The 19216-nt window shown below is 60.5% G+C and carries 15 protein-coding genes; 10 read left to right on the forward strand and 5 right to left on the reverse strand.

Annotated features, from left to right (window positions below):
* Positions 1 to 86: 86 nt before the first annotated feature.
* Positions 87 to 578: a GNAT family N-acetyltransferase gene (locus tag AC54XV_RS15360; protein WP_003400653.1), complete on the reverse strand. Its 492-nt coding sequence runs from the start codon at positions 576 to 578 to the stop codon at positions 87 to 89.
* 616 nt (positions 579 to 1194) lie between these two features.
* Between AC54XV_RS15360 and glgA the strand changes: the two genes are divergently transcribed.
* The 10 genes from glgA to AC54XV_RS15410 all read left to right on the forward strand — a co-directional run bounded on the left by glgA (position 1195) and on the right by AC54XV_RS15410 (position 15273).
* Complete coding sequence (glgA, locus tag AC54XV_RS15365) at positions 1195 to 2793, forward strand: glycogen synthase GlgA (protein WP_011268137.1); 1599 nt, start codon at positions 1195 to 1197, stop codon at positions 2791 to 2793.
* Between the two features lie 16 nt (positions 2794 to 2809).
* A complete protein-coding gene (gene treZ / locus AC54XV_RS15370) occupies positions 2810 to 4624 on the forward strand; it encodes a malto-oligosyltrehalose trehalohydrolase (protein WP_024641514.1) in 1815 nt (604 codons plus the stop codon).
* On the forward strand, positions 4614 to 6692 hold the full coding sequence (malQ, locus tag AC54XV_RS15375; protein WP_024641515.1) for a 4-alpha-glucanotransferase: 2079 nt from the start codon (positions 4614 to 4616) through the stop codon (positions 6690 to 6692). Before treZ ends, malQ begins: the two co-directional genes overlap by 11 nt.
* The gene (locus AC54XV_RS15380; protein ID WP_496717026.1) at positions 6689 to 9472 is read left to right on the forward strand and encodes a malto-oligosyltrehalose synthase; all 2784 of its coding nucleotides are present in this window, start codon (positions 6689 to 6691) and stop codon (positions 9470 to 9472) included. Before malQ ends, AC54XV_RS15380 begins: the two co-directional genes overlap by 4 nt.
* A gap of 17 nt (positions 9473 to 9489) precedes the next feature.
* Positions 9490 to 9891: a DUF2934 domain-containing protein gene (locus tag AC54XV_RS15385; RefSeq protein WP_011268141.1), complete on the forward strand. Its 402-nt coding sequence runs from the start codon at positions 9490 to 9492 to the stop codon at positions 9889 to 9891.
* A 156-nt stretch (positions 9892 to 10047) separates the two neighbouring features.
* Positions 10048 to 12231: a glycogen debranching protein GlgX gene (gene glgX, locus AC54XV_RS15390; protein ID WP_011268142.1), complete on the forward strand. Its 2184-nt coding sequence runs from the start codon at positions 10048 to 10050 to the stop codon at positions 12229 to 12231.
* Positions 12228 to 13241, forward strand: coding sequence for an acyl-CoA dehydrogenase family protein (locus AC54XV_RS15395; RefSeq protein ID WP_003400636.1), 1014 nt, complete (start codon positions 12228 to 12230; stop codon positions 13239 to 13241). The genes glgX and AC54XV_RS15395 overlap by 4 nt, the downstream gene beginning before the upstream one ends.
* Positions 13242 to 13254: 13 nt before the next feature.
* Positions 13255 to 14028, forward strand: coding sequence for a PIG-L deacetylase family protein (locus AC54XV_RS15400; protein ID WP_054091933.1), 774 nt, complete (start codon positions 13255 to 13257; stop codon positions 14026 to 14028).
* Positions 14025 to 14651, forward strand: a complete 627-nt coding sequence (locus AC54XV_RS15405) for an SAM-dependent methyltransferase (protein WP_060409404.1) — start codon at positions 14025 to 14027, stop codon at positions 14649 to 14651. Before AC54XV_RS15400 ends, AC54XV_RS15405 begins: the two co-directional genes overlap by 4 nt.
* Positions 14620 to 15273 (forward strand): glycosyltransferase family 2 protein, encoded by a 654-nt coding sequence (locus tag AC54XV_RS15410; protein WP_003400627.1) that lies wholly within the window; start codon positions 14620 to 14622, stop codon positions 15271 to 15273. The genes AC54XV_RS15405 and AC54XV_RS15410 overlap by 32 nt, the downstream gene beginning before the upstream one ends.
* A gap of 9 nt (positions 15274 to 15282) precedes the next feature.
* Here AC54XV_RS15410 and AC54XV_RS15415 read toward each other — a convergent pair whose 3' ends face one another.
* From AC54XV_RS15415 to pcaD, 4 genes are all read right to left on the reverse strand, one after another.
* Complete coding sequence (locus AC54XV_RS15415; RefSeq protein WP_011268147.1) at positions 15283 to 16323, reverse strand: alpha/beta hydrolase family protein; 1041 nt, start codon at positions 16321 to 16323, stop codon at positions 15283 to 15285.
* Between the two features lie 375 nt (positions 16324 to 16698).
* Positions 16699 to 17307: an FMN-dependent NADH-azoreductase gene (locus AC54XV_RS15420; RefSeq protein WP_496717029.1), complete on the reverse strand. Its 609-nt coding sequence runs from the start codon at positions 17305 to 17307 to the stop codon at positions 16699 to 16701.
* A gap of 74 nt (positions 17308 to 17381) precedes the next feature.
* Positions 17382 to 18341 (reverse strand): LysR family transcriptional regulator, encoded by a 960-nt coding sequence (locus tag AC54XV_RS15425; protein ID WP_058821904.1) that lies wholly within the window; start codon positions 18339 to 18341, stop codon positions 17382 to 17384.
* Between the two features lie 80 nt (positions 18342 to 18421).
* Complete coding sequence (pcaD, locus tag AC54XV_RS15430) at positions 18422 to 19213, reverse strand: 3-oxoadipate enol-lactonase (RefSeq protein WP_003400621.1); 792 nt, start codon at positions 19211 to 19213, stop codon at positions 18422 to 18424.
* Positions 19214 to 19216 lie beyond the last annotated feature (3 nt).

A 19216-nucleotide genomic window follows, 5' to 3' on the forward strand; every position in this document is an offset into this window, starting at 1 on the left:
TGTTGGTCCCCGCCATCTGTTCCGTCTTCCGACCCGTTCGGCCTGCACCTGAACGATCAAAAAAGCCACCCTGGCGACTCGGCTCTCTACAGTGCCTTCTGCCAGAACATGGCACGCCCCGTTTCAGGGCTCAACTGATAGTTGTCGAAACCGAGCTTTCTGTACGCACCCTGTGCGACCTCATTGCCTTCCAGAACCTCAAGCGTCAGCTTGCAGCAGCCACGCTGGCGTGCAATCTCCTCGACCTTGAGCAACATTTTCTGGCTGATACCGAGGCCACGGTATTGCGAGAGCACCGCGACGTCATGAATGTTGACCAGTGGACGACACGCAAAGGTTGAAAACCCCTCGAAGCAGTTGACCAGCCCCACCGGCTCTCCCGAAATGAATGCCAGAACGCTGAACGCATACGGACGCTTCGCGAGTTCGATTGCCAACTGCTGACGGGTGTCGTTCGACAGAGGCCGTCCTGCACCCATGGCATCCATCGAATACTCGTTCAAAACGAACCCGATCGCATCCGCGTGCACAGGATTGGTGTAACTCGCTTGCAGTACCAGTACCTCGGGGGCTTCCATTTCCATCCTCGTCAATTCGATCAGAGTGATTCAGTGAAATCAGTCAAAGGGTAATGCCTCAGGCCAGCGTCAAGGCCGGGACTTGTGGCCTGATTCTATCCTGCCCTGCGCCAAAATGTTCCAGCGAAGATGTAGGGATTTTCTCGTCGCGCCCGAAGATTGACCGCTACACGCCCCGGGAAAAGGCGTTCTGCACCGTTGCTGCCCATCACAGCCCGACACCAGCGCTATTTAGTGATGAAAACCAAGCGCCTGGGCGCGATTGTCCAACGATCCGACGGCCGGTAACGCCCCCTCGGGACGTAGAAAAAAGCGGTAAAAAAGCGCAGCGACAGCCGGGCTGCCACCTGCAGCCTGCCACCACACAGGGCGTCGAAGCCTGTGCCAGACATTCGCAAATAAAAAAGTCGAAACTTCTCCAAAACCGCCGGGTCAGCTGATTAGAGCATCTATGCTATTGGCTGACATCCGGTAATGGCGACATCACACCGCTTTGTCACTATGCATGGTCCAAACGGGTATCGATCTTGCGTAGTGCACGTATGTGTACCCGGCCATAGGAAATGGCCAATAAAAATCAAGTGATGCACCAAGACTGTTTTAAGGGGAAAAATTGATGATTAGCGCCGCTGTGAAAACCCAGAAGGGAGAGAGTTTTAACCAGCCTGTCGGCGAGCTGACTCATCTGCCTGTGTTCTCTACCAAGAGCGTTCCTGTGTTGCAAATGCCAACGTCGACTGTCCAGCCTCAGCCGACCATGTCCCAGGTCAACAGACGCAAAGTGTTGTTCGTGACCTCCGAACTGGCCGATCTGGTGAAAACCGGTGGGCTGGGCGATGTGTCTGCCGCACTGCCGCGAGCCATGCGTCACCTGCACGACGTTCGAGTACTGATTCCAGGTTATCCGCAGGTCATTAACAGCGGTAATCCGATCCATATCATCAGCCAGCTGGGCGGGCATGCAGCACTGCCACCTTGCAAGGTCGGTCGCATGGACATGAAAGATGGCTTGGTGATCTACGTGCTGATCTGCCCGGAGCTTTACGAGCGCGAAGGCACCCCTTACGCCGACAGCAACGGTCGCGACTGGTCTGATAACCATATTCGTTTTGCCCGCCTGGGCCTGGCAGCCGCCGAGTTCGCCGCCGGCGAAGTAAAGAGCCAGTGGTGCCCCGAGCTGGTTCACGCCCATGACTGGCCAGCCGGCCTGGCGCCTGCGTACATGCGCTGGCGCGGGCAGTCCACGCCCAGCATCTTCACTGTTCACAACCTAGCCTATCAAGGCACGGTAAGCACAGCCTCGAGCCGTGAGCTGGGTATCCCGGACTCCGCCATTACCCCTGAGGGCATGGAGTTCTACGGCCAGCTGTCGTTCATCAAGGCGGGTATGGCGTTCGCCAGCCACATCACCACCGTCAGCGCCACCTACGCTCGGGAAATCACCACCCCGGAGTTCGGCTGCGGCCTGGAAGGCTTCCTGCAAAGCAAGGCCAACAAGGGCCAGCTCAGCGGCATCCCCAACGGCATTGACGAAAGCTGGGATGCGGCCACCGACGAACACCTGATCTGCCACTTTGCGCCCAACGAATGGACGCGCAAGGAAATCAACGCTGACTATGTGCGTGAGCTGTTCGAACTGGACGCCTCGACCGGGCCGCTATTCGCGGTGGTATCGCGCCTTGTGTATCAGAAAGGTCTTGACCTGACGATCGGCGTCGCCGAGCACATCGTCAACAATGGCGGGCAGATCGCAATCATCGGCCGCGGTGAACCGGAGGAAGAAGAGGCCATGCGCGAGTTGGCTGCCCGCTTCCCCGGACGTGTCGGCGTGCGCATCGGCTTCAACGAAACCGACGCACGACGCATGTTCGCCGGCAGCGATTTCCTGCTGATGCCGTCCCGCTATGAGCCGTGCGGGCTTAGCCAGATGTACGCGCAACGCTTCGGCTCGTTGCCTGTCGCACGCAATACCGGCGGCCTGGCCGATACGATCGAAGACGGTGTCACTGGCTTCCTGTTCAATGAATCGACAGTCGAAAGCTACACCCAGGCACTGGATCGCGCCTTCCAGGTCTTCGCCCATCCGGAGCTGCTCAACGCCATGCGCTGCCGTGCCATGGCGGCTCCCTTCAACTGGCATCAGGCAGTAGAGCCCTACGCAGATCTCTATCGCGACCTGTTGAAGAAAAACGTGAGCGTTTCCAGCAACTACTAGGTTAAGGATTTAATGGATGCCACTGCGTACAGACGATAACTGGCGCCACGGCGCCGTTTTGTTGGACCCTGAACACACCCGGTTTGCCCTCTGGGCACCGGATGCCTCATTCGTGAATGTCGAACTGCAGGATGGCCAGTCACTGGCCATGCTGCCGCAGTCCGACGGCTGGTTCGTACTTGAGGCCCGCTGCAAGGCGGGTACCCGCTACCGCTTCAGGATCGACCACGAGCTGGACGTTCCTGATCCCGCCTCCCGGGCACAGGTTGATGATGTTCACTCTGAAAGCCTCGTAGTCGACCCTCACGCTTATTCATGGCAGAACACTGCATGGAACGGTCGTCCATGGCATGAAGCAGTGATCTATGAGCTGCACGTGGGCGCCATGGGTGGCTACGCCGGGGTGGAAAAGCACCTGCCGCGACTTGCCCGACTGGGCGTTACCGCGATCGAGCTGATGCCGCTTGCGCAGTTCCCCGGTGATCGCAACTGGGGCTACGATGGCGTTCTGCATTATGCTCCGCAATCGTCCTACGGCACGCCTGAACAGCTCAAGCACCTGATCGACACCGCTCACGGTCTTGGCCTGATGGTTATCCTGGACGTGGTGTACAACCACTTCGGCCCGGACGGCAACTATCTGGGCAGTTATGCCAAGGAGTTTTTCCGCAGCGACCTGCACACCCCGTGGGGCGATGCGATCGACTTCAGACGTCCGCAGGTGCGCGACTTTTTTGTCGACAATGCCCTGATGTGGCTCCTTGAGTACCGCTTCGACGGCCTGCGCATGGACGCTGTTCACGCCATTCGCGACAAGACCTTCCTGCCGGAGTTCGCGGAGCGGGTTCGTAGCCGCATTGAACCCGGCAGACACGTGTGGCTGAACCTGGAGAACGAGTTCAACCAGGCCAGCCTTCTGGAAAAAGGTTTCGATGCACAGTGGGACGACGACGGGCACAACACCCTCCACGTGCTGCTGACCGGTGAAACCGACGCCTACTATTCCGACTTCGCCAAAGAGCCGACGCAAAAACTTGCGCGCCTGCTCAGCGAGGGGTTTGTCTATCAAGGCGAACCGACGCGCCACGGGCATACGCGAGGCGAGCCAAGTGCGCACCTGCCGCCGTCGGCTTTTGTGTTGTTTCTGCAGAACCATGATCAGATCGGCAACCGCGCACTCGGTGAACGCTTGCCGCAACTCTGTGCGCCTGCGGCATTGAAAGCCGCCACCGCCCTGCTGCTGCTTTCACCGATGATTCCGCTGATGTTCATGGGCGATGAATGGGCGGCCAGCGAGCCGTTTCTGTTCTTCACCAGCCACCACGGCGAACTGGCCGATGCGGTACGCGAGGGACGTCGCAAGGAGTTCGCTGATTTCGCCGCGTTCGCCGACCCGGAAAAGCGCGAGCACATTCCTGATCCGAACGACATCAAGACGTTCGAAGCCTCACGCCCGGCATTTTCCGCAGTCGATCTCGACACCGACATAGGTCAGGATCATCGCAGCTGGCTGGAGTTCTACACGCAGTTGCTGGCTTTACGGCACCAGGAAATCATGCCACGCCTGCAGGGCGCACGCTTCCTGAGTACCGATACTCTCGGCGACAAGGCGGTCAGCGCGCGCTGGACGCTGGGCGATGGCAGCGAACTGCGTATCGACCTCAATCTCAGCGAGCATGCGGTCGATGCGCCGCCACAAACGGGTGCCCGCGAGATATTCTCCAGCGCCGAAAAATCGTCCGAACTTTCCCCACCCGGCACCCTCAATGCTTACACGGCCATTGTCAGCCTGAAAGCGAGTGATGTTCTGGAGGAACAGGATGAACAATGAGCAACTGGAGAGGCTTGCGACCGAGGCAGGATTGTCGGTGCACTGGGTCGATGCCAACGCTCGGCCGCAGACCGTCAGCCCTGATGTGCTGCGCAAGGTACTGGAGGCGCTGGGCTATCCTGCTGAAAACGGCGAGGCTATCGATGCCAGCTTGCTGCGCCTGCAAAAAGCCAGTCACGGTGCCAGTGCCCCGCCACTGCTGACGGTTGATGTGGAAAGCAACCTGGACCTGTCTCAGTGGTTTGCTCCACAGACGCCATTCACGCTACACCTCGAAGACGGTTCTTCGCTGGATGCCAGACTCACCTCGAATGCAGAGCTCCCGGCACTGGCCCCGCCCGGCTATCAACAGCTGGAAATTGCCGGCCAGCACCTGACCATCGCGGTCGCGCCGAAAACCTGCTTCAGCATGGCAATGGCTACCGATACCTCGAAGCCGCACGGCTGGGGGTTGACCGCTCAGCTTTACAGCTTGCGCCGCGAAGGTGATGGCGGCTTTGGTGACACAGAAGCACTGGAGAAGGTCTTGCGCTCTGCTGGCGAGCGAGGTGCCGACGCGTTGGGCATCAGCCCGATCCACGCCATGTTCGCCAACGACCCTCACCGTTACAGTCCTTATTCCCCTTCCAGCAGGCTGTTCCTCAACAGTCTGTATGCGTCGCCGGGTGCGATTCTCGGTGAAAGTGCGTGGCGTCAGGCAATCGAAGACGCGCGTGTCGGCGACGAGATGAAGCGCCTTGAAACACAGACGCTGATCGACTGGCCAGCTGCGGCCAACGCCAAATGGAAAGCGCTTCACGCGCTTTACGAAGGCTTCAGTGCGGGTGATCACCCGCTGCACGAAGACTTCAACAGCTTCCGCCACAGCGGTGGCGAAGCGCTGGAAAATCACTGCCGCTTCGAGGCGCTGTGTGCCGAGTCCGAAACGCTGAACATCGGCAACAACTGGCATGAATGGCCGGAGCAGTTCAAAGACCCTCGCAGTGACGCAGTCGCAGCATTTGCCAAAAGCCATCGCGAGCAAATCAGCTTTCACGCCTTCGCCCAATGGCTCATAGCCCGTGGTCTCGAACGCGCACAGGTTGCAGCACGCAGCAGCGGCATGCGCGTCGGCCTGATTGCCGATCTGGCAGTGGGTGCCGACGGTGCCGGAAGCCAGGCCTGGAGCCGCCAGGACGAGTTGCTGTCGGCCCTGACCGTCGGCGCCCCCCCTGACATTCTCAACCGTGCCGGCCAGAGCTGGGGGATTTCCGCGTTTTCGCCGGACGGCCTCAAGCGTAATGGTTTTCGTGCGTTCATCGAGATGCTGCGGGCCAACTTTGCCCATGCCGGCGGGTTGCGTATCGACCATGTCATGGGCTTGCAGCGCCTCTGGGTCATCCCGCAAGGGGCACCTCCGAGCGAAGGCGCTTACTTGAATTTCCCGCTGGATGACATGCTTCGCCTGCTGAGTCTGGAATCCTGGCGACACAAGGCGATCGTGCTGGGTGAAGACCTCGGTACGGTGCCAGAAGGCTTGAGCGAAAAACTCAGCGCCAGAGCGATTCTCGGGATGCGCGTACTGCTGTTCGAACAGAACAATGGTCAGTTCAAGCCGATTCTCGACTGGTCGGATCAAGCGCTGGCGACCACCAGTACCCACGACCTGCCTACCCTCGCAGGCTGGCTCAGCGAACTGGATATCGAATGGAATGCGCGCCTCGGCCACATTGACGAACAGCATGAATCGCAGTGGCGCGAAGAGCGCACCCGGGAATATGAAAGCCTGCGACGTGCCTTGAGCCAGAATATCGACAGTCTGCCCTCCGAGACTGAAGACCCGGCCCAGATCATCGACGCGAGCATCAGCTACCTGGGTCATACACGTGCGCCACTGGTACTGCTGCCGATAGAAGACGCGCTGGGTGTCGAGGAGCAGGCCAACCTGCCCGGCACCATTGACAGTCACCCCAACTGGCGCAGACGTCTTCCCGGCGATGCGGCCTCTCTGCTTGATAACCCGAATGCTGCTCGACGACTGGAATTACTCTCCCGATCCCGGCTGCAGGCTACGGAGCGTGATCAATGACCCGTCCATTACAACCGTTGCGCGCCACCCAGCGCCTGCAATTCCACAAGGATTTCACCCTCGACGACGCCGTACCGCTGGTGCCCTACTTCGCCAGTCTGGGTATCAGCCACCTCTACGCGTCGCCACTGCTCAAAGCGCGTGCCGGTTCGATGCACGGCTATGACGTGGTCGACCCGACGGTCATCAACCCGGAACTGGGCGGCGAACCTGCCCTGCTGCGCCTGGTCGAGACCTTGCGCGAGCACGGCATGGGCCTGATTCTCGATATCGTGTCCAACCACATGGCGGTCGGCGGTGCCGACAACCCATGGTGGCTGGACCTGCTGGAATGGGGCCGTCGCAGTCCGTATGCAGAGTTCTTCGACATTCAGTGGAATTCGCCCGACCCGCTGCTAGAAGGCCAATTGTTGTTGCCATTCCTGAGCAGCGACTACGGCACGGTATTGCAGGCTGGCGAAATCCCGCTGCGTTTCGATGCCGAGCGCGGTTCGTTCTACATCGAACACTACCAGCATCATTTTCCGATCTGCCCACTGACCTACGACTCGCTGTTGCAGGCCGTGGATCAGCCACAACTGAAGGACATGGCCCAGCGTTTCAACGCACTGGCGCAGTTCCCGCAAGCTTATGAGCGCGCACGCCAGGCCAAGGCCGAGTTGGCCGGGCTGGCCAAGGACCCGCAGGTGCTCAAGGGTATCGAGCAGATCCTAACGCATTTCGATTCCAGCAAGCCGGAAGGCTTCCAGCGCCTGCACCAGTTGCTGGAGCGCCAGCACTATCGTCTGGCCAGCTGGCGCACCGCCGGGGATGACATCAACTGGCGGCGTTTCTTCGACATTAACGAGCTGGGCGGCCTGCGTGTCGAGCGGCCACAGGTATTCGAGGCCACTCACGGGAAAATATTTCAGCTGATTGCCGACGGCCTGGTCGACGGGCTGCGTATCGATCACATCGATGGACTGGCCGACCCGCGCGGCTACGGTCGCAAGCTGCATCGTCGGGTCAAAGGCCTGCTCAAGCTGCGCCCCGAGCATGCGCAGATCGATCATCTGCCGATCTTCGTCGAGAAAATCCTCGGCCCCGACGAGCCGCTGCGTGAAGACTGGAGCGTTGACGGCACGACAGGTTACGAGTTCATGAACCAGGTGTCATTGCTGCAGCATGACCCCAAGGGCGAAGAGCCTCTGGGTGAGCTGTGGAGCCGCCTGACAGAACGTACCGCTGACTTCGATCAGGAAGTGCTGGTGGCCCGTGATCTGGTCTTGCACGGCACGCTGGCGGGCGATTTCGAGAACGTTGCCCAATCGTTGCTGCAGGTTGCTCGCAGTGATTTGATGAGCCGCGACCTCACCCTGGGTGCGATTCGCCGTGCCCTGCTCGCCTTGATCGTCAACTTCCCGATTTATCGCACCTATATCTCGGTGTGCGGCCGCTCGGCGCAGGACGACAAATATTTCCAGCAGGCAATGGAAGGCGCGCGCGCGACGCTGAACGAAGGCGACTGGCCGGTGCTGGATTATCTGGCACGCTGGCTGGGTGGCGAACCGTGGCGAAAACTGCCACGCGGCCCGCTGCGCAAGCTCTACAAGAATGCCTGCGTACGCTTCCAGCAACTGACCTCCCCGGTTGCCGCCAAGTCCGTCGAGGACACCTCGTTCTACCGCTCTGCCGTGCTACTGTCGCGCAATGATGTGGGTTTCCATCCTCAGCACTTCAGTGCGCCGGTGGAGGACTTCCATCAGGTCTGCCTGGAGCGTCTGGAGAAGTTTCCATACAACCTGCTGACCACCGCAACACACGATCACAAGCGTGGCGAAGATACGCGTACGCGCCTTGCAGTCCTGAGCGAGTGCGCCCCGTGGTACGCCGAACAGGTAGAGCGCTGGAGACAGTTGGCAATGCCACTCAAGGGTGACGAGCCGACGATCAGCGCGGGCGACGAACTGATGCTTTATCAGGCCCTGCTGGGCAGCTGGCCGCTGAGCCTGGAAGGCGAACAAGCTCACCAGGAATACGCCAAGCGCATGGTGCAGTGGCAAGAGAAGGCCCTGCGCGAAGCCAAGCTGCAAAGTAGCTGGAGTGCACCGAATCAGCCCTACGAAACCGCTTGCCGCGAATTTCTGGAGCGTTTGCTGCTGGCACCGGAAGCCCTGGCGTTGCGCCAATCCCTTAGTGCGACAGCCAACCGTATTGGCACCGCCGGCGCGCTCAACAGTCTGGCGCAAACCTTGCTACGCTTGAGCGTACCCGGTGTTCCCGACTTGTATCAGGGCACCGAGTTCTGGGACTTCAGCCTCGTGGATCCGGACAACCGCCGCCCGGTTGACTACGCTGCCCGGAAACAGGCCCTGGCGGAAGACGCAAGCGTTACCGACCTGCTGACCGACTGGAAAGACGGGCGCATCAAGCAGGCACTGATCGCGAAGGTCTTGAACCTGCGTGCCGAACATCCGGGACTGTTCAGCGAGGGCAGTTATCAACCTCTGGAAATAAAGGGCAGCCACGCCGAACAGGTGATGGCCTTTGCCCGGGAGACACACGGAGTGCGCGCTATCATCGTAGTACCACGCACATGCAGTGAACTATTGGGTACTGCGCAAACTCCATTGATTAATGCTGCCAATTGGGGCGACACGCGGATCATTCTGCCGTTTGCCGACTCCGGTTCTGACTGGAAGGGACTCTTTTCTGACGTTGTCGTGACGAGTGATCGGGAAGTACCGCTCAGTGCAGCGCTTGAAAGATTTTCCGTCAATTTGCTTATTCAAACTATGTAATAGCTGGGAGTCTCAAGATGAGTGCCGACGAAAAAAGAATTCGCGAATTTGCTTACCAAATCTGGGAATCGGAGGGTAAACCTTCCGGTCACGACGAGCGTCACTGGGAAATGGCGCGCAAGCTGGCCGAGGCCGAAGCGCTGGCACCGAACAAGTCCGGTGTGCGCAAATCGACCAAGCCCAAGCTGCCTGAGGTAGACAGCGCCAAGGCGCCTGCCAAGGGCGCAGCCAAGCCCGCTGCAAAATCGGCGCCTGCGCCAAAGCCTGCTGGTGAAGCCAAGCCCAAGCCTGCACCCAAGGCGGCTGCCAAACCTGCTCCCAAGGCCAAGCCCGCTGCAGCCGCTGCAACCGACGCTCCTGCCAAAGAGGCGCCCGCCAAACCTGCTCCCAAGAAGCCGCGCAAGCCGTCGAATTCTTGAAACTCTTCTGGCCGCGCACCGGTCAATTATTGCAGGTCTCGCTCTGACCAGAGATGAGGCCTGCTACACCCCCTTAGATTATCGTCAGTATCGGAGCCCGCGGCTTCGATAGCGGCCTTGGCCGCTCAGAAAATCATTCGACGTCAGGAAGTCACCATGAATACGAAGTCCACTACACCGGCAGAAGATAATTCAGCCCCGCTAGACAACCCTGGCAGTACCCCGTCTCGCATTCGTGAAGGACTTCCCTTTCCTCTCGGTGCAAGCTGGGATGGCCTGGGCGTCAACTTCGCCCTGTTCTCGGCAAACGCCACCAAGGTAGAGCTGTGCCTGTTCGACTCCACTGGCGAAATCGAACTGGAACGCATCGAACTTCCGGAATACACCGACGAGATTTACCACGGCTATCTGCCGGATGCGCACCCGGGCCAGATCTACGGCTATCGCGTGTACGGCCCGTACGATCCGAAGAATGGTCATCGTTTCAACCACAACAAGCTGCTGATCGACCCGTACGCCAAGCAACTGGTCGGCGAACTGAAGTGGTCGGAAGCGCTGTTCGGTTACACCATCGGCCATCCTGACGGCGACCTGAGCTTCGACGAGCGCGACAGCGCCCCTTTCGTACCGAAAAGCAAGGTGATCGATGAGGCCTACACCTGGGGCCGTGATCAGCGCGTTGGCACGCCTTGGGATAAAACGATTTTCTACGAAACCCACGTACGCGGCATCACCATGCGTCACCCTGAGGTGGCCGAAGAGCTGCGCGGCACGTTCGCCGGTCTCGGATCAGCGCCGGTCGTCGAGCACATTCGCAAGCTGGGTGTGACCTCCGTCGAGCTGCTGCCGATTCATGCCTTCGTCAACGACCAGCATTTGCTGCAAAAGGGCATGACCAACTACTGGGGCTACAACAGCATCGCGTTCTTCGCCCCGGACCCGCGTTACCTGGCAAGCGGCAAGATTGCCGAGTTCAAGGAAATGGTTGCGCACCTGCACCACGCCGGTCTCGAGGTCATCCTCGATGTGGTCTACAACCACACCGCCGAAGGCAACGAGCTGGGCCCTACCCTGTCGATGCGTGGTATCGACAACGCCTCGTACTACCGCCTGATGCCGGACGACAAGCGCTACTACATCAACGACTCGGGCACTGGCAACACCCTCGACCTGAGCCACCCTTGCGTATTGCAAATGGTCACCGACTCGCTGCGCTACTGGGCTTCGGAAATGCACGTCGACGGCTTCCGCTTCGACCTGGCGACCATTCTGGGCCGCTACCACGATGGTTTCGACGAGCGCCACAGCTTCCTGGTCGCCTGCCGTCAGGATCCGGTGCTGCGTCAGGTCAAACTGGTCGCCGAGCCGTGGGACTGCGGTCCGGGCGGCTACCAGGTGGGCGGTTTCCCACCAGGCTGGATGGAATGGAACGACAAGTTCCGCGACACGGTTCGTGCCTTCTGGAAAGGCGACGAAGCTCAACTGGCCGACTTCGCTGCGCGCATGACTGCCTCGGGCAACATGTTCAACCAGCGCGGTCGTCGTCCGCAGGCATCCGTGAACTTCATCACTGCTCACGATGGTTTCACGCTGCATGACCTGGTGTCGTACAACGACAAGCACAACGAAGCCAACGACGAAAACAACCAGGATGGCAGCAACAACAACCTGTCCTGGAACCATGGCGTCGAAGGTCCGACCGAAGATCCGGAAATCAACAGCCTGCGTCTGCGCCAGATGCGTAACTTCTTCGCCACCCTGCTGCTGGCACAAGGCACGCCGATGATTGTTGCGGGCGACGAGTTCGCGCGCACTCAGCACGGCAACAACAATGCCTACTGCCAGGACAGCGAGATTGGCTGGATCAACTGGGATCTGGACGAAGATGGCGAAGCGCTGCTCAAGTTCGTCACCCGCGTGATCAAGCTGCGTCAGACCTACCCGATCCTGCGTCGCAGCCGCTTCCTGGTAGGCGACTACAACGAAGAGATCGGCGTCAAGGACGTCACCTGGCTTGCTCCGGATGGCAACGAGATGAGTGTCGAGCAATGGCACGATGCCAATGGCCGTTGCCTGGGCATGCTGATGGATGGTCGCGCACAGGAAACCGGTATCCGTCGCGCGGGTGCCGACGCCACGCTGTTGCTGGTGGTCAACGCGCATCACGACGGCGTCAATTTCACCCTGCCGGAAGTGCCTGAAGGTACCCATTACGAGTGCCTGATCGACACCAATCAGGATGATGCACGCAGCAAGGAGCACTTTGCGTTCGGTTCGCAATACACCGTAACGCCGCGTTCCCTGCTGCTGTTCGAACTGAAGCGTGAAGACCAGCAATGATTGATGCCTTGAGTGAGTTCCTCGACTGGCGCAAGCACGGTTATGCCGATACGCGTGCGCTGGGCGAGTGCTTACAGGCATTGGTCAATGAAGGTCTGGATCAGCTTCCCCTGCCTGCCCGCGGTCAGACACTTGAGCGCTGGCGGGCGCTGGCCTGCGTTGCAGGCCACGACCTGGGGTTGTGCAAGTTGTACGAGGGGCACACAGACGCCTTGGCGATCATGGCCGAACTGGGTGCCCCGCCCCCCGAACAATTCAGCACCTGGGGCATGTGGGCGGCAGAGCCGCCGCAGGCACGGGTGAATATCAGCGGCGCAGGTGATGCCTTGCGCCTGCACGGCCGCAAGGCATGGTGCTCAGGCGCTTCGGCATTGAGCCATGCGTTGATCACGGCATGGGACGCCGATCATCGGCAGCAGCTGGTTGCAGTACGCCTTGACCAGCCCGGCGTACACATGACCAGCGACGGTTGGCGCGCAGTGGGCATGGGTGCGACCGGCAGCATCGACGTGGTTTTCGACAACGCCATCGGTCAAGCGATCGGTTCGCCCGGCGGCTATCTCGACAGACCTGGCTTCTGGCAGGGCGGCATCGGCATCGCGGCCTGTTGGTACGGCGCATCACGCGCCATTGCGCAGCGCCTGCTGGCCCATGTCGGCAAGCGCGAAGAGCCGCACGCCCTCGCGCACCTCGGCGCTGCGGACGTAGCGCTGCATGCCGCAATCGATGTGTTGCGCGCCGCTGCCACGCACCTGGATCAGGCCCCGACCGACAATGCCGAAGTGCTTGCCAGACGCTGCCGTGCTTATGTAGAGCAAGCCGCCGACCTGGTGATCCAGCATGTGGGCCGGGCCGTCGGCGCCGGGCCTTATTGCAAGGACCCGCACTTTGCCCGGCTGATCACCGACCTGCCGGTTTTCCTGCGTCAGAGCCACGCCGAACAGGACCTGGCGGCATTGGGCCAGTTGGCCGGCAAGGCGTTGCCCGCTGCACGGACGTGGTCACTATGAGAGCGTATCGAACATGAGTGAAGGGTTCGTAGTGAGTGATGACGAGTCCGGCCAGGGTACTTCCCTCGCCGCCTGGAATGCTTCGACCAGGCTGCACGGCCTGCCTGTGATCACCGCTGACCTGCTGGTGCCGACCAATTGCCGAGCCGTGATCATCGCCCCGCACCCGGATGATGAAGTATTGGCCTGTGGCGGTCTGATGAGCCAGTTGGCACAACTGGAACGCAATCTGTTACTGATCTCGGTCACCGATGGTACAGCCAGCCATCCAGGCTCCACGCTCTGGCCCGTCGATCGTCTGTCCAAAGCCCGACCTGAGGAAAGTGCCGAAGCCTTGAATCGCCTCGGCATACCTGCCGAGCGCCTTGAGTGGTTGCGTGGTGGCCTTCAGGACGGCGCCGTGGCCGCAGCGGAAGATCAGCTGGTGACTTTTCTTGAACAGCATCTGGGCCCTGCCGACGTGGTGTTCGCCACCTGGGCAGAAGATGGCCACAGCGACCATGAAGCGGTCGGCAGAGCCAGTGCCAAGGCCTGCGCGTCAACCGGAGCACAGTTCCACGAAGTGCCGGTCTGGGCCTGGCACTGGGCTGACCCTGAAGACCAGCGTCTGCCGTGGGACAGAGCGCGCAAGCTGCTGCTCGATCCGGTGACGCTGGCCCATAAACGCAATGCCGCCCAGGCGTTCACCAGTCAGTTGCACGGTGATCCGGCCATCGGTCTTTCCCCGGTTTTGCCGGACACAGTGCTGGAAAGGCTGCTGCAGCCCTTTGAAGTGGTGTTCACATGAGCGTCGAGGACAGTTATTTCAATGAGCTGTTTCTCAACAACGATGACCCGTGGGCATTCAAGCAACGCTGGTATGAACGGCGCAAGCGCGCCCTGACCCTGGCGGCCCTGCCCCGCGAACGCTACCGCTCGATATTCGAGCCCGGCTGTGCCAACGGCGAACTCAGTGCCGACCTTGCCGGGCGCTGCGATGCACTGGTGTGCTGCGACACCTCGAATCTGGCGGTGGATCTGGCACGCAAGCGTCTGGCCGACCAGCCCCATGTCCGAGTGTTGCAGGCGCGTTTGCCGCAGCAATGGCCGCAGGGCGAATTCGACCTGATCGTCTTCAGCGAGATAGGTTATTACCTGGACGCCGACGACCTGCACGGCCTGATCGACCGCGCACTGGCGGCCCTGACACCGGACGGCCAGTTGCTCGCCTGTCACTGGCGGCCCGATATCGAAGGCTGCCCGCTGAACGCCGAGGCGGTTCACGACATCCTTGCTGCACGCTTGTCCATGCACCGACTTTTCAGTCATCACGAACAGGATTTCCTGCTGGACCTGTGGAGTCGTGATGGAACATCAGTAGCAGAACAGGAATTCTCCGATGATCGGCATTCTGATCCCGGTGCACAATGAAGAGCAGTTACTCGACTTGTGTCTCGAAACGATAAAGCAGGCGGCTGCACACCCCGACCTCAAGGGCGAATGCGTGGAAGTGCTGGTGGTTCTCGACAGCTGCACGGATCGCTCGGCGGAGATCGCACGGGCGCATGGCGTGATGATTCTCGAAGTGTCGGCGCGCAACGTGGGCCAGGCTCGGGCACAGGGCGCGGAGTTTCTTCTCGACCGGGGCGCACGCTGGCTGGCGTGTACCGATGGCGACAGTACCGTGGCCAACGACTGGCTTGCCGAACAGCTGGCGCTGGATGCCGACGCGGTGTGCGGAACGGTGACGCCCGGCGACTGGAGCAAGGACATCTCGGCGGCCGCACAGGCCGCTTACCTGCAGCATTATCAGCACCGTGACGGCCACCGACACATTCATGGTGCCAACCTGGGCGTCAGCTCGATTGCGTACATCAGCGCCGGTGGATTTCCGGCACTGCCCTGCCACGAGGACGTGCACCTGGTTCGGCAACTGGAATTGATCGGTGCGCGGATTGCCTGGAGCTGCCGCCCGAAGGTCACAACCAGCACCCGCCTCGACTCGAAAGCCAGGGGCGGGTTCGGCGATTTTCTGAGTTCGCTGAATGCCTGAACGGCGTGTTTACTGATGATGCGCCGTCTGCATGCCTGAACGGTCATCGTCTGCGGAATTGAGCGCCGCACTGAAGAAGCGCACCGCTTCGGCACTCAGGTTACGGTGAATATCCTCGCGGTCCACGCCGTCAGGGTCATTGCACAGCAACGGCGCACTCGCGCGCTGCTCATCACTGCACGGTGCCATGAAGACAAAGTGCCCTGCGCCGGCGAGTAACTTGTAGTCGGGTGGCTGCGGCAGCTTGCGCGCCAGCGCCTCTGCGTTTCGGTCGATCGCCAGCAACTGATCGTCATCCCCCGCGTACATCAGTACCGGCACGTGCACATCACCCAGCGTATGACGGCCGAACATCAGACTCAACGGGGCCATCAACATCAATGCGCCGACCCGCGGATCCGCCTGAGCGTGAAGGTCATCACGGTCCGCGACCAGTTCGCCCTGCGTCTTGCACGCATCACGGTCTGTCGGGCGCTCGGCGCAGTACTGACGCAGACGCTGCAGATCAGGTTGTGCGCCGGCGAGAATCAGCGCGGTTTCGCCACCGGCCGAATAACCGATCACGCCCACTTGCCGGGCATTGAGATAGGGGGCCAGCAAGGGGTCGAGCAAGGCCGTGCTGATCGCTTCGGAAATCTGCAGCGGTCGCCCGTACAAGTTACTCAGGCTGCCGAGACGGCTGTGATCGCGATCATTGTCGCCAGGATGGACCACGGCAACCACCACAAACCCCTGGCGGGCCAGCGAAGTGGCCAGGTCATGCAGTGCCAGCGGGGTACCGGTGTTGCCGTGCGACAGCAACAACAAGGGGAAACGGCCCATTGCGATGGGCGCTTCTTCACCGGCCTCGACACGGTAACCATGAAGCATGCTCACTTGCTCGGCGGCGGTCGACGGGTAAAAGGCGATGGCCTCGACCGGCTGAGAATCCAGCGGATCAGGGAAACTCAACTGGTGATAACCCGCGCTCCAGGATTCATCCGCCTGAGCGTGCACCGAAACAAGGCTATCGAGCAGGAAAACCAGCATCACTGCACAAAGACGTACCATGGCAAGGCCCAACCTTTGCAAATCCGGAACTTCGTCCAGACAATCCATCAAGCGCTTGTGTCGAGCATCATGCTCCAGCGCGCCGTTCCCACCCAGATATGAGTGTTTAAAACAGAAATAGTGCACAAGCCGGGCCATAAACTGCCCGATGTTTTTTCGCGAGGGCGAATATTTCCGCCAGCCTGACAAGGCAGTGCGCGAAAACCCTAGTTTAGTCCCCTAAGAACCCTGCTACCTGTAAGAAAGCTGTCAAGGTTGTCTCTCGTCAACGCGCCGCTCACTGCAGCCCATCGCCACAAATCAGAAACAAAAAAAACTCCACAACCCGGCAGCAATCCCGCGCAGGTTGTGGAGTTTTGTGCAGCGCGCGCTCGATCAGGCCGCGAACAGCTCGCTCTGAATGTACTGCTGAGCAGCGCTCATGGCGCTGGCACGCGGCTCTTCGCCATATGCCAGGCCGTGGGCGCGGACGAATTGCAGGTCGGTGATACCGATGAAGGCGAACAGCGCCTTGAGCAGCTCTTCGTGACCTACGCCAGTGGGTTGCCCGGCGTGCAGATCGCCCGAGGTAGAGACGATAATGACTTTCTTGCCGCCACACAGGCCTTCAGGACCTGCTTCGGAGTAACGGAACGTGCGACCCGCGATCAGAATCCGGTCAAACCAGGCTTTCAGCTGGGTCGGGATGGTGAAGTTGTACATGGGTGCGCCGATGACCAGCACGTCCGAATCGAGAAACTGCTGCAAGGTGGCTTCGTTGCCTGCCACTTCCTGCTGCTGGGCGGCGTCACGGACTTCTACCGGCGTGCCCGCTGCGGCGAGGCTGGCGGCTGAGAAATGCCCAAGCGCATCGCTGGCCAGATCGCGGTAGGTGACCTGGCTGTCGGCGTGCGCAGTCAGGTAGGCCTGGACAACCTCATGGGTCAGCTGACGCGAAGCAGAGTGATCGCCGAGGATGCTGGAGTCGAGGTGCAATAGATTCATAACGTAGCTCCCATAAGAAAATCGCCACTGAGCGATGAAGTGGCGAGCATCCTATCCTTGATCGCAATAGATGATTAGTGGTCTTGAATGCGACTGTTCGTTCTATTAAGAGAACAATAGAGTGAGTCGGGGCTCAGGCTCAGCTCTTTGAATGAGGTCTCGAACACATCCAGCAGGCCTCTGACGGCAGGAAGCAGGCCACGGCGCGAGGCGAACACGGCATGCACGATGCCGCACTTGGGTCGGTGCTCGCTGAACAGCTCTACCAGGCGTCCGTCCTGCAAGGCTTCCCTGACAATCAGCTCTGGAAGCTGGGCCACACCGACACCCTGCAAGGCAGCCTGCAGCATCATGTCCAGGTCCGAACTGATGAGCCGGGGCGTGTGGCGTATTTCGGCATAGTGGCCGGGCTGCGTCTCCAGCAACCAGCGGTGCTCATGATTCGAAGAAGGCATGTCGAGGCTGGGCAGCGTCGACAGCGCGTCGAGAGAAGGCGTTGCCGACAGCCTGGCCGCCAGGTCGGCGCGTGCCACCAGACGCTGGGCACTGTGCCCAAGCTTCTTGACCACCAGCCCGTCGTCCTCCAGCGGTGGAAAGCGCACACGCAGCGCAATGTCGATGTTCTCGGTCAGCGGGTCGACGCGTCGGTTGGTACTTTCGACCTGGATCTGAACCTTGGGGTGCTCGGCCGCGAAACGGGCGATGGTCTCGTTGAAGCCCATCGCCGCCAAAGCAGGGGGACAACTGATTACCACCCTGCCCTGCGGTTCGGATTTGGAACGCAGGATGGCCTCTTCGGCCGCCTCGGCCTCGACCAGCATGGCCACGCAGTGCGCGTAATAGTCACGCCCGCTTTCGGTCACCGCGAAGGTGCGCGTCGAGCGGTGAATCAGCCGAACACCCAGACGCTCCTCAAGCCCGGCAATGCGCCGGCTGAGCTTGGACTTGGGGATCCCCAGCTTGCGGCTTGCAGGCGCAAAGCCAAGGCACTCGACCACCTGGACGAAATAAAACAGATCGTTGAGATCAAACACCCGGCCACCTCGTTTTCAGAGCCGGGAGTATGCAGCGCCGTGCCCCGTGCCTCAAGACCGGGACTGAGGATCGCACCGGGTCATTCGGCAGTCAGAAATGCCAGCACCGGTACAGTGAATGCCTCACCCGCTTCGACACTGGACAGGTGCGCCGCGTGCAGTTCGATGATCTGCGCTCCCTTAATCCGTTCGACCATGAAACGCCCGTCCGCCGGGGTCGTTACAGCATCCTGCGTGCCACAGACCACCAGCACCGGCAGCTCGATGGACGCGATCTGCTCACGGAAATCCGCATCGCGCACAGCCGCGCAATTGGCCGCGTAACCCTGTGGCGAAGTGCATGCCAGCATGCCGACGACCGTGTCGACGGCAGCAGGCTCGGCGTCCGCGAAGGAAGGTGTGAACCAGCGTGCGATCGAGGCATCGCGCAACGCGACCATGGCTGCCTGGCCGTCACGCAGCACGGTTTCGATGCGAGGATTCCAGACATCGGGGTTGCCGATTTTGGCGGCCGTATTGCACAGAACGACCTTGTGCAGGCGCTGCGGCGCATTGATTGCCAGCCATTGGCCGATCAGCCCCCCCATGGACAGGCCGCAGAAGAAAGCCTTGTCGATGCCCAGCGCGTCGAGTAGCGCCAACACGTCGCGAGCGTTTTGCTCGATGCTGTAACTGCCCTCGCTGACCAGAGATTTGCCATGGCCGCGCGTGTCGTAACGCAACACCTGAAAGTGCCGGCTGAAGGCAGGCACCTGGTTGTCCCACATGTGCAGATCAGTGCCCAGGGAATTGGACAAGACCAGCACCGGCGCGCCCGCAGGGCCTTCGAGCAGGTAGTTCAGTTGACCATCAGCGAGTTGCACGGCAGACATTCG

The sequence above is a fragment of the Pseudomonas fragariae (ex Marin et al. 2024) genome (assembly GCF_059621105.1).

What these genes read in the sequence shown, in the direction of transcription:
- AC54XV_RS15415 (WP_011268147.1), bottom strand. Translation starts at nt 16,323, where the DNA reads ATGGTACGTCTTTGTGCAGTGATGCTGGTTTTCCTGCTCGATAGCCTT.
- pcaD (WP_003400621.1), bottom strand. Translation starts at nt 19,213, where the DNA reads ATGTCTGCCGTGCAACTCGCTGATGGTCAACTGAACTACCTGCTCGAA.
- AC54XV_RS15385 (WP_011268141.1), top strand. Translation starts at nt 9,490, where the DNA reads ATGAGTGCCGACGAAAAAAGAATTCGCGAATTTGCTTACCAAATCTGG.
- AC54XV_RS15360 (WP_003400653.1), bottom strand. Translation starts at nt 578, where the DNA reads ATGGAAGCCCCCGAGGTACTGGTACTGCAAGCGAGTTACACCAATCCT.
- AC54XV_RS15395 (WP_003400636.1), top strand. Translation starts at nt 12,228, where the DNA reads ATGATTGATGCCTTGAGTGAGTTCCTCGACTGGCGCAAGCACGGTTAT.
- treZ (WP_024641514.1), top strand. Translation starts at nt 2,810, where the DNA reads ATGCCACTGCGTACAGACGATAACTGGCGCCACGGCGCCGTTTTGTTG.
- malQ (WP_024641515.1), top strand. Translation starts at nt 4,614, where the DNA reads ATGAACAATGAGCAACTGGAGAGGCTTGCGACCGAGGCAGGATTGTCG.
- glgX (WP_011268142.1), top strand. Translation starts at nt 10,048, where the DNA reads ATGAATACGAAGTCCACTACACCGGCAGAAGATAATTCAGCCCCGCTA.
- AC54XV_RS15410 (WP_003400627.1), top strand. Translation starts at nt 14,620, where the DNA reads ATGATCGGCATTCTGATCCCGGTGCACAATGAAGAGCAGTTACTCGAC.
- AC54XV_RS15400 (WP_054091933.1), top strand. Translation starts at nt 13,255, where the DNA reads ATGAGTGAAGGGTTCGTAGTGAGTGATGACGAGTCCGGCCAGGGTACT.
- glgA (WP_011268137.1), top strand. Translation starts at nt 1,195, where the DNA reads ATGATTAGCGCCGCTGTGAAAACCCAGAAGGGAGAGAGTTTTAACCAG.
- AC54XV_RS15420 (WP_496717029.1), bottom strand. Translation starts at nt 17,307, where the DNA reads ATGAATCTATTGCACCTCGACTCCAGCATCCTCGGCGATCACTCTGCT.
- AC54XV_RS15405 (WP_060409404.1), top strand. Translation starts at nt 14,025, where the DNA reads ATGAGCGTCGAGGACAGTTATTTCAATGAGCTGTTTCTCAACAACGAT.
- AC54XV_RS15380 (WP_496717026.1), top strand. Translation starts at nt 6,689, where the DNA reads ATGACCCGTCCATTACAACCGTTGCGCGCCACCCAGCGCCTGCAATTC.